Source organism: Emticicia sp. (assembly GCF_049241225.1).
In the GTDB taxonomy this organism is placed as follows: domain Bacteria; phylum Bacteroidota; class Bacteroidia; order Cytophagales; family Spirosomataceae; genus Emticicia.
On record NZ_JBMLRC010000278.1, the window covers coordinates 17,697 to 27,062 of the forward strand.

Sequence of the window (9,366 nt, forward strand, 5' to 3'; positions counted from 1 at the left end):
TACAAAATATTCGTTGAACTAAATGATTGGTGTTTTTGATTCGGGTATTGGTGGTCTTACATTATTGCATGAAATCATTAGGCAATTACCTAACGAACAATATTGCTATTATGCCGACACCGAAAACGTACCGTACAGCACCAAAAGTGAGGAAGAAATAAAGGGTTTTGTTGAAAAGGCCATTCAATATTTTCTATCACGTAATGTCAAAGCAATTGTGCTGGCTTGCAACACTGCCACCAATGTATGCGTTGAAGATTTGCGGAGTAGATTAGAAATACCTATTATAGCAATACAGCCAGCTGTAAAAGTTGCCGTTGACCACGACACCTCAGAACTCGACGCTCAACGAAAGAAAATCTTGGTGTGTGCAACACCAATTACACTTCGTTCGAGTCGGTTTCAAAGATTAGTTGATTCGCTCAATGCCGATGGAATCGTTGAACGAATGGCCTTGCCTGAATTGGTAAAACTTGCCGAAAGAGAAGAATTTGGAGAAGAAGCCGAAATTTACATTTCGCAAACTCTCGAACAAATTGATATAGCAGCATTTGGGTCTATCGTACTTGGCTGTACGCATTTTACATACTTTGAGCCAATTTTTTATCAATTAGCTCCACAATTAAGTATTTTTGATGGAAATGAAGGTACGGCTCGGCATCTTAAAAATATTTTAGGAAAGCTGAACTTACTTTCTCAAAAAACAGAAAATAAATTATCAGTTGAGTACATCGAATCTGGAAAACCAACCCAAAATTTAGCTCGATTTGAAAGATATATTGCTCGAATTGAGCAATTAACCTAATACTTTTCGCATCACAAAATCATTCATCCAGTATTCTCCAATCGGAATATCTTCCTCTTTTGTTATCACAAAACCAACTTTTTCATAAAAAAAGCGAGCCTTGTTATAGCGATTTACATTCAAATCCAGATACATTGCACCTAAAGCTTTTACTTTTTCTTCTACAAACGAGATAAGTTTTTTACCGTATCCTCCTCCCTGAAATTCGGGGTTTAGATACAGTTTATTTAATTTGTAAGTATCCGTTTGTGAATTATCTTTTATCGAAAAAGACGCAAACGCTAAAATATCATCGCCTAAAATTTGTAATACAAAAGTTTGTCCATCATCCATTTGCTGAGATAAAGCCTCCTCACTGTAAATTGTATCAAACATAAACTTTGGTTGTTCTTTTCCTAAGATTGGCTCGTAAGTAACAAACCAAGTTTTATTAGCAATTTCTCGAATCGCTTTAATATCTTTGTGGGTGGCAATTCTGTACGACAATTCCATAATTATTCAAATTTGCCTGCAAATATATGGTATGCCTGCATATCATTTTGTTATTTTGTATTTAATTTTATCAGCAAACAACAGGTTCGCTCCATAATTTATGAAACCACTAATATTAGTTACGAACGACGACGGCATCACATCAAAGGGTATTGCGGTTTTAATTGAAGTAATGAAGAAAATCGGTGAGGTCTTTGTAGTTGCCCCCGATAGTCCAAACTCAGGAATGGGACACGCCATTACGGTTGATAGCACGATTCACGTCAAAAAAAACAAGATATTTAAGAATATTGAGGCATATGAGTGTTCGGGAACACCAGCTGATTGTGTAAAATTGGCCAAACACCACTTTTTAAAAGACAGAAAAATTGATTTAGTTGTGAGTGGAATTAATCATGGCTTGAATTCTTCAATCTCTGTCATTTATTCAGGCACGATGTCGGCCGCTGTTGAAGGGGCAATCGAGGGTATTCCATCAATTGGTTTTTCGCTCGATGATTTTAAATATGATGCTGAGTTTTCTCATGTAAAACGCTGGATAAAACGCATCACTGAAAAAGCTTTGGCAAATGAATTTCCTGCCAATGTTGCGTTAAATGTCAATTTCCCTAAATATTCTGACAATCCGATTAAAGGTATTAAGATTTGCCGCCAAACGAACGGCTATTGGCACGAAGAATTTGATGCCAGAACCGACCCACACGGAAGACCTTACTTTTGGATGGGAGGTGATTTCGTAAACCGTGAACCAAACACCGAAGGAACAGATTTACATGCACTCGATAATAACTACGTTTCGATTGTTCCAGTGCATTATGATATGACAGCCCACAAAACAATCAAAGATTTGAGACGCTGGAAGTTATAAATATAGTATCTGAATAGCTAAATATAACAACTAAACAATTGATTATAAGTATTTTATGTTTTTAAAATAAAACCTATTATTTTTGAAACCATAAGCCTATTTGATTACTAATTTCGATATAAAATATATGGCAGTATTAGGAAGACTACTAAAAAGTAGTATAAAGTTCACAAGCACGATTCAACAAATTAGAAAAATAAAGCCCGTCAAGTGGCAGAAAAAAGCATTTACAAAATTATTATCAAAAGCACGCTACACGCAGTTTGGCGAGAAATACAATTTTGAGGAAATTCTGAGTTCAGCCATATTTGATGAGGGCAATGAATTTTATAATAAATTCAAACAAAATGTACCGATTTACGACTACACCAAAATCTATAATGAGTGGTGGTATAAAGCACGATTAGGAGAAAAAAATGTTTGTTGGCCCGGAAAAGTAAAATATTTTGCTCTGAGTTCGGGTACATCTGATGCAGCCTCGAAGGCAATTCCTGTAACCAAGGATATGATTAAGGCGATTCAGCGAACAAGTATCAATCAAATTATATCGCTTGGTCAGTATACTGAACTGCCAGCCGATTTATTCGAAAAAGGTTATTTGATGCTCGGAGGTAGCACCGCCCTCAACGAAGTTGATTCTCACTATGAAGGCGATTTGAGTGGTATCACAACCGGTACAATACCTATTTGGTTTCAGAACTTTTATAAGCCTGGACAAAAGATTTCGGCACTTCGTGATTGGGAAAACAAACTTGAAGATATTACTCTAAATGCCCCTAACTGGGACATTGGTTTTTTGGCTGGTGTACCTGCGTGGCATACAATCTTACTCGAACGTATCATTAAACGATACAACCTAAATAATATACATGACCTTTGGCCAAATCTTACCGCTTTTGCTTGGGGTGGCGTATCGTTAGAACCATATAAACAAGGTCTTGAGAAATTATTTGGGAAGCCAGTCATATATATTGAAACATATATGGCTTCTGAGGGTTTCTTGGCGTATCAAGACCGCCCAGATGGAAATCTGAGATTGGTTTTAAATCGAGGAATTTTCTTTGAATTTATTCCATTCAATGAAGAAAACTTTGATGAAGATGGGAATCTTGTGAGTAATCCCGAAACAATTATGGTTCAGGATGTAAAGGAAGATGTTGATTATGCTCTTTTGATTTCAACTTGCTCAGGGGCATGGCGTTATTTGATTGGTGATACGATAAAGTTTACTGATAAAAAACGCATGGAAATTAAGATTACAGGGCGAACAAAGCATTTTTTGAGTTTGTGTGGCGAACACCTCTCTGTAGATAATATGAATAATGGAATTGAATTGGTTTCAAAAGACTTAGGACTTGATATTCGAGAATTTACGGTGATTGGTGTTAAACATCCACCACTCTTTGCTCATCAGTGGTACGTTGCCTCTGATATTGCGGTTGATGAGGAGCAATTCTGTAAGCTTCTTGATGAGAAACTCTGCGAACTAAATGACGACTATGCCGTTGAGAGACGTCATGGTTTAAAAAATGTATTTGTAAAGGTGCTACCGCAACAGGCTTTCTATGATTGGATGAAAAAGAAGGGTAAAGTTGGCGGCCAACATAAATTCCCAAGGGTTTTGAAAGGGAAATTGATTGATGAATGGCAGGATTTTTTAAAAGAAAATTATTCTTAAAAGTAAAAAAAGCGAAGCACGTGCTTCGCTTTTTTTATGAAATACCATATTTTACAATACAATATAAAGCTCGAAAACCATCTTTCCAGTTTATCTTTTTACCTTCTTCGTACGTTCGACCATAATATGAAATACCCACCTCATATATACGAATTCCTTTAATTTTTGCTATTTTGGCAGTTACTTCTGGCTCAAATCCAAATCTTTTTTCAACTAAATTTAAACTCTGAACCATTTTAGTATTGAAAAGTTTATAGCAAGTTTCCATATCGGTCAGGTTCAGATTATTGAACATATTTGATAGGAATGTAAGAAACTTATTACCAATTGTATGCCAAAAAAATAAAATGCGATGAGCATTTCCACCCATAAATCGTGAGCCGAAAACCACATCAGCGTGCCCATCTAATACAGGTTTCAATAAAATATTAAATTCATCGGGGTCGTATTCGAGGTCGGCATCTTGAATGATTAAATACTCGCCAGTGGCTTCCTTGATTCCAGTATGAAGTGCAGCTCCTTTACCTTTATTTACTTCATGTTTCAGATAAACAATATTGGTCGCTGACTTTGCCTTAAACCGCAGAATTTCACCCTCAGTATCATCAGATGAACAATCATTTATTACGATGATTTCTTTTTCAATTCCATTCAAAAGTTCAGTCTTTGCTACTTTATCTAATACACTTTGTATGGTTTTTGCTTCATTAAAAGCAGGAATAATTACTGATAATGTTTTGAATACTGGCATTTAATTAATTATACAGGATTTTGTGGCACAAAAATATATAAATTTCCAGCATTAATCTCCATTTTTCTGTATTTCTTATCTACGTTGAGTATCTCGGGGGGAGTATTAGTGAAAAACAATACAGCATCATAATCATTTCTTGGCTTATCCAAAACTTTAGTCCGATTTGTCATTTGTATGGGATAAAAACTAACTTTATCACGCAACTCGTACATTATTGGATACAAGATATCATTACCATACATTTCTTCAGACTTTACTGCAATTTTTCTAAACTTACTATCTTTTAGGTAAGTAATCAAAGCAGCCATCTGCCTACTTTTCATTTCTTCAACATGATAAATATGTGAAATGCGAGGTGCTGTAAAATATGTTTTTGTTGTTAATGGAGAAAGTTTAATAATTGGTCGACTAAAGCAAAACAAAGCAAAGAATACCCCAGACAAACCTAAAATTGTAAATATTATAACAGAACGTTTAATTTCGGATAAATAAAATGCAATGGGAACACTCATCAATAAAAAAATCGGGATATGTAGTCTCGAATGCCAAATCTGAAATTTTATCTGAAAGCAAAATAACAAAAACGAAATCAATCCAAAAACTGTGATAGCTCTAAGGTTTGCATTTCTATGTTTTGTAATGAAGATTACTGCAGGAAAAAATAAAATAAAATGGAAGAAATTACCAGCATTATCTTCTGTCATACCCAGCATTGGCAAATCAAATGGGGTAAATGAAGTTGAAGGGTCATTCACGTTCAAGCCCAAAACTTTTTCATGAATGAAGAAAATGATTTTTTCGGATAATAAATGAATACCCGGAACTGAAAAATGTAAACTAATATTTCGGATAATTACAGATATAAAGCTTGATAATGTGTGAGTTTGGTTGTTGTACACATAAAAAAGTTCTTTCGAAACACCTAATGGAGAGCCAATCAAAACGAAATTTCTGTAATAAAACGACCCACAGATTATCAAAAATGGTAAAATAAATAAAGATAGGTTTCGCAATTGTAGGCCAAAACTTGTTTTTTTTAGGTAAACGTTTTTCAGAGTTACGATGCCCCAATACATACAAATCGGAAACAAGAAAACATAGGCAGTTCCTTTCGTCAGTATGGCTTCTCCTATTGATATTCCCGTCAAAATTGCTGATAATGACTTACCATCACTTAAATTTTTGAGCAAGAAGTAAGCCGCCGTGACAATAAAAAAAGAAACTGTCACATCATTTTGGGTAGAAGACGACTGCAAAACTACCATCGGAATTGTAGCTGAAATAAAAAATGCGATGTATTGCGTTTTCTTTTTTGCACCAGCTATTTCGGCCAATAAACTTACTCCTACGCACGCCCCCAAAGTAAACAACCACTGAATTATGAAACTAAAAGTATCTGAGTTTTGCAAAATTCTAAACTGCATTATCATATACTCAGCCAAAGGTGGCTGGTATAACATTCGGTCGGTTTGTGTAGCAAAATAATCAATATTGCGGTGTTGTAGCCAAAATTCGATTCTTGTTAGGTGATAAACTGTAGAGTCAATTGTATTTGGTGCGTAGAGTATTCCAGAAAGAAATGTGAGCAAGAAAATAAGTCCAGTCAACCATAGAAACTTAAACGAAACAAGATTTTCAGTCGATAGCCCAAGTAACCTATACCTATTTATAAAATTGTAATAAGAGGCAGGAATTGTAATGCAAATCCAAAAAATAAATAAATTTAAAAAATTAATACTATCAAAATATCCGAACACCTCTACTCCTAACCAACTTAATAAAGCAAAAGCTTGAAGTGCCAAACAGAAACTTAAACGCCAAGAATACGAAGAAATTAATTTAACAAATAGAAGAAGACTAACTAACGTAATGCCCAATAACCACATACTTGATATTTTTATGATAATTTTTGGGCAAAAAACGGCAAAATAAAACTTATTACAAACTTTCTTATTAGTTTTTTAAGGACATCCAAAACTTTGTTATAATTTTGAGGGTTGAATAATGATACTATCCAAAATCTAAGCAAATTTTTAAAAAATGGCAGAAGTAATCAGAATGCCCAAGATGAGCGACACCATGACAGAGGGTGTAATTGCGGCATGGAACAAGAAAGTTGGTGATGTTGTAAAATCAGGTGATATTTTAGCTGAGGTCGAGACTGATAAGGCTACCATGGATATGGAGTCTTATTATGACGGAACGCTACTTTATATAGGTGTTGAAAAAGGTCAGGCCGTGCCAGTGGATGCTATTATGGCTGTAATCGGTAAGCCAGGTGAAGATTATCAGAGTTTATTAGGCGGAAATGCTCCAGCAGCAGCACCTGCTGCCGAACCTGCTCCAGTTGCAGAAACTGCCCCAGTTGCGGCCGCTCCAGCAGTTGATACTTCAAATATCAAAGCGAAGGTTGTAACAATGCCACTTTTGAGCGATACCATGACAGAAGGTGTGATTCACACATGGTTGAAAAAAGTTGGAGATAAAGTAAAATCAGGTGATATTTTAGCAGAAATCGAAACTGATAAAGCTACAATGGAACTTGAGGCTTATGAAGACGGAACTCTTTTATACGTAGGAGTAGAAGCTGGTAAAGCAGCTAAAGTAAATGCAGTTATTGCAGTCATCGGCGAAGAAGGAGCAAACTACCAGGCATTACTCGGTGCAAGCACCAGTGCTCCAGCTCCAGCCCCAGCACCTGCTGAAGCACCAAAAGCCGCTACTCCTGTCCCAGTTGCAGCTCCAGCAGCAGCACCTGTGCAAGCTTCAAACAGCAATGGTAGAATTTTAGCTTCTCCATTAGCCAAAAAACTTGCCGAAGAAAAAGGTATTAAATTAGCTGAAGTAAGTGGCTCTGGCGAAGGTGGTAGAATAGTAAAATCAGACGTTGATAACTTCACGCCAAAAGCAGCCGAAACCAAATCTGCGGCTTCTTCAGCTCCAGTATCAGTAGCTGCTGGTGTTGAGAGTTTTGAAGAAATCGGATTGACACAAATGCGTAAAGCTATTGCTCGTAGCTTGGCTGAATCTCAATCGTCGGCAGTAGATTTCCAATTAACAATGGAAATTTGTATGGATAAAGCAATCCAAGCCCGTGAAGTGATGAATCAAGCTTCACCTGTGAAGATTTCATTCAATGATATGGTATTGAAAGCTTGTGGAGTAGCTTTGAAAAAACATCCAAACGTAAACTCTTCTTGGAGAGACGACCATATCAGACGTAACGCTCACGTACACATTGGTATGGCAGTAGCAATTCCAGAAGGCTTGGTAGTACCGGTAATAAGATTTGCTGATACACTTCCGCTTTCGATTTTAGCAGCAACTACCAAAGATTTAGGCGGAAAAGCTAAAAATGGAAAACTTCAACCAAAAGACTGGGAAGGAAATACGTTTACGGTAAGTAATTTAGGTATGTTTGGCATCGAATCGTTTACTTCGATTATCAACAATCCTAAAAACGAATCTTGTATTCTTTCAGTTGGTGGAATAAAAGAAATTGTGGCAGTTAAAAACGGCCAATTCTATGCTACAAGTGTAATGAAAGTTACGCTTACATGCGACCACCGTGTAGTTGATGGTGCAACGGGTGCGGCTTTCTTAGTAACATTGAAAGAATTACTCGAAGAGCCTTATAAATTATTGGTTTAAAAGTTTTGTGTATTCAGCATATGAAAAAGATAAATCCTCCGTATAGTTGGCTAACAATCTCTCTATGGGGGATTTGTTTTGTATCCTACTTTACAGTTTCGGCACAAGTAAAAGAAACACCGAAACAGCGAATGGCTCAGTTTTATAATTGGACCGGCAAAGAAAACATTCCATTTGAAGGAGATTGCTATGAAGCCGATGGTGTGGATGTTACCAAAATTGATATGAAGTGTATTCAAAAATATCTCAAATCAATTGAAGCAACTGGCTTATTTTCAAGTATTTACATCAAAGGTTTACAACAAGAGTTTGTAAAGAAACAAGCTGATATCAAAAAAAATGGTTTTGCAGAAGGGATAGATTATGATAGATATACGCTTTCGCAAGACCCACCTTCAGTGAAAGATTTGCTCTTTGCTTTAAATAATAGCTCTACAACGGCTATCAATGGAAACAAGGCAAAAGTGGTTGTTAAGCTAAAAAAGCCATATAGTATTAGTTACATTTATTCTTTGGATTTAGAGAATAATGTTTGGAAATTATCAAAAATAGAATCGAAATAATTTAATGCAAAAAATACACGCAACCACCGTTTTGGGGGTAATTCATAACGGAAAAGTAGCTCTTGGGGCAGATGGACAAGCAACAATGGGTAATACAGTTGCTAAAAGTAATGTCCGTAAGGTTAGAAAACTGTACGGGGGTAAAATTTTAGCAGGATTTGCTGGCTCTACGGCCGATGCTTTTACTTTAATCGAACGCTTTGAAGAAAAACTCAACGCTTTTGGAGGCAATATGAAGCGTGCAGCCATTGAATTAGCAAAGGATTGGCGTACTGACCGTTTTTTGAGAAAATTGGAAGCAATGTTGATTGTAGCCAATGAGTCTGAAATGCTAATCATATCGGGAACCGGCGATGTACTTGAACCCGATAACCAAATTGCTTCAATCGGCTCGGGAAGTATGTATGCTCAGTCGGCAGCTATTGCGTTGAAAAGACACGCATCTGATTTATCCGCCGAACAAATGGTACAAGAAGGCTTAAACATTGCCGCAGATATTTGTATTTATACAAATCATAATATTATCATCGAAACACTCTAAGATTGTGGTCTTTT

The 9,366-nt window shown here is 36.3% G+C and carries 9 protein-coding genes; 6 read left to right on the forward strand and 3 right to left on the reverse strand.

The window, feature by feature from the left end; genetic code table 11:
- Positions 1-22 precede the first annotated feature (22 nt).
- Complete coding sequence (murI, locus tag ACOVO2_RS15055) at positions 23-805, forward strand: glutamate racemase (protein WP_421770773.1); 783 nt, start codon at positions 23-25, stop codon at positions 803-805.
- Here murI and ACOVO2_RS15060 read toward each other — a convergent pair.
- Positions 797-1,297 carry a GNAT family N-acetyltransferase gene (locus ACOVO2_RS15060; RefSeq protein ID WP_421770774.1) on the reverse strand — a complete coding sequence of 167 codons (501 nt, stop codon included), beginning with the start codon at positions 1,295-1,297 and terminating at the stop codon, positions 797-799. The genes murI and ACOVO2_RS15060 overlap by 9 nt on opposite strands.
- A 100-nt stretch (positions 1,298-1,397) precedes the next feature.
- On the opposite strand from ACOVO2_RS15060, the gene surE reads away from it, so the two are divergent.
- The gene (gene surE / locus ACOVO2_RS15065; protein WP_421770775.1) at positions 1,398-2,165 is read left to right on the forward strand and encodes a 5'/3'-nucleotidase SurE; all 768 of its coding nucleotides are present in this window, start codon (positions 1,398-1,400) and stop codon (positions 2,163-2,165) included.
- A gap of 127 nt (positions 2,166-2,292) precedes the next feature.
- Positions 2,293-3,843 (forward strand): GH3 family domain-containing protein, encoded by a 1,551-nt coding sequence (locus ACOVO2_RS15070; protein WP_421770776.1) that lies wholly within the window; start codon positions 2,293-2,295, stop codon positions 3,841-3,843.
- A gap of 34 nt (positions 3,844-3,877) precedes the next feature.
- Here the strand turns inward: ACOVO2_RS15070 and ACOVO2_RS15075 are convergent, their stop codons facing one another.
- Together ACOVO2_RS15075 and ACOVO2_RS15080 are read right to left on the reverse strand one after the other, a co-directional pair.
- Entirely contained in the window at positions 3,878-4,594 is a 717-nt protein-coding gene (locus ACOVO2_RS15075) for a glycosyltransferase family 2 protein (protein WP_421770777.1), read from the reverse strand.
- Between the two features lie 8 nt (positions 4,595-4,602).
- Positions 4,603-6,204: an ArnT family glycosyltransferase gene (locus ACOVO2_RS15080; RefSeq protein WP_421770778.1), complete on the reverse strand. Its 1,602-nt coding sequence runs from the start codon at positions 6,202-6,204 to the stop codon at positions 4,603-4,605.
- Between the two features lie 433 nt (positions 6,205-6,637).
- Here ACOVO2_RS15080 and ACOVO2_RS15085 point away from each other — a divergent pair, with 433 nt between their 5' ends.
- From ACOVO2_RS15085 to hslV, 3 genes are read left to right on the forward strand one after another with little or no spacing between them, the layout of a single operon-like run.
- Positions 6,638-8,248, forward strand: coding sequence for a 2-oxo acid dehydrogenase subunit E2 (locus tag ACOVO2_RS15085; RefSeq protein WP_421770779.1), 1,611 nt, complete (start codon positions 6,638-6,640; stop codon positions 8,246-8,248).
- 20 nt (positions 8,249-8,268) lie between these two features.
- A complete protein-coding gene (locus tag ACOVO2_RS15090; protein ID WP_421770780.1) occupies positions 8,269-8,811 on the forward strand; it encodes a hypothetical protein in 543 nt (180 codons plus the stop codon).
- Positions 8,812-8,815: 4 nt separating this feature from the next.
- Positions 8,816-9,352, forward strand: coding sequence for an ATP-dependent protease subunit HslV (gene hslV / locus ACOVO2_RS15095; RefSeq protein ID WP_421770781.1), 537 nt, complete (start codon positions 8,816-8,818; stop codon positions 9,350-9,352).
- The last annotated feature ends 14 nt before the right edge of the window (positions 9,353-9,366 follow it).

Excerpts from the sequence above, each read along its gene's own strand:
- surE (WP_421770775.1), top strand. The coding sequence starts at position 1,398 with ATGAAACCACTAATATTAGTTACGAACGACGACGGCATCACATCAAAG.
- murI (WP_421770773.1), top strand. The coding sequence starts at position 23 with ATGATTGGTGTTTTTGATTCGGGTATTGGTGGTCTTACATTATTGCAT.
- ACOVO2_RS15060 (WP_421770774.1), bottom strand. The coding sequence starts at position 1,297 with ATGGAATTGTCGTACAGAATTGCCACCCACAAAGATATTAAAGCGATT.
- ACOVO2_RS15070 (WP_421770776.1), top strand. The coding sequence starts at position 2,293 with ATGGCAGTATTAGGAAGACTACTAAAAAGTAGTATAAAGTTCACAAGC.
- ACOVO2_RS15085 (WP_421770779.1), top strand. The coding sequence starts at position 6,638 with ATGGCAGAAGTAATCAGAATGCCCAAGATGAGCGACACCATGACAGAG.
- ACOVO2_RS15075 (WP_421770777.1), bottom strand. The coding sequence starts at position 4,594 with ATGCCAGTATTCAAAACATTATCAGTAATTATTCCTGCTTTTAATGAA.
- ACOVO2_RS15090 (WP_421770780.1), top strand. The coding sequence starts at position 8,269 with ATGAAAAAGATAAATCCTCCGTATAGTTGGCTAACAATCTCTCTATGG.
- hslV (WP_421770781.1), top strand. The coding sequence starts at position 8,816 with ATGCAAAAAATACACGCAACCACCGTTTTGGGGGTAATTCATAACGGA.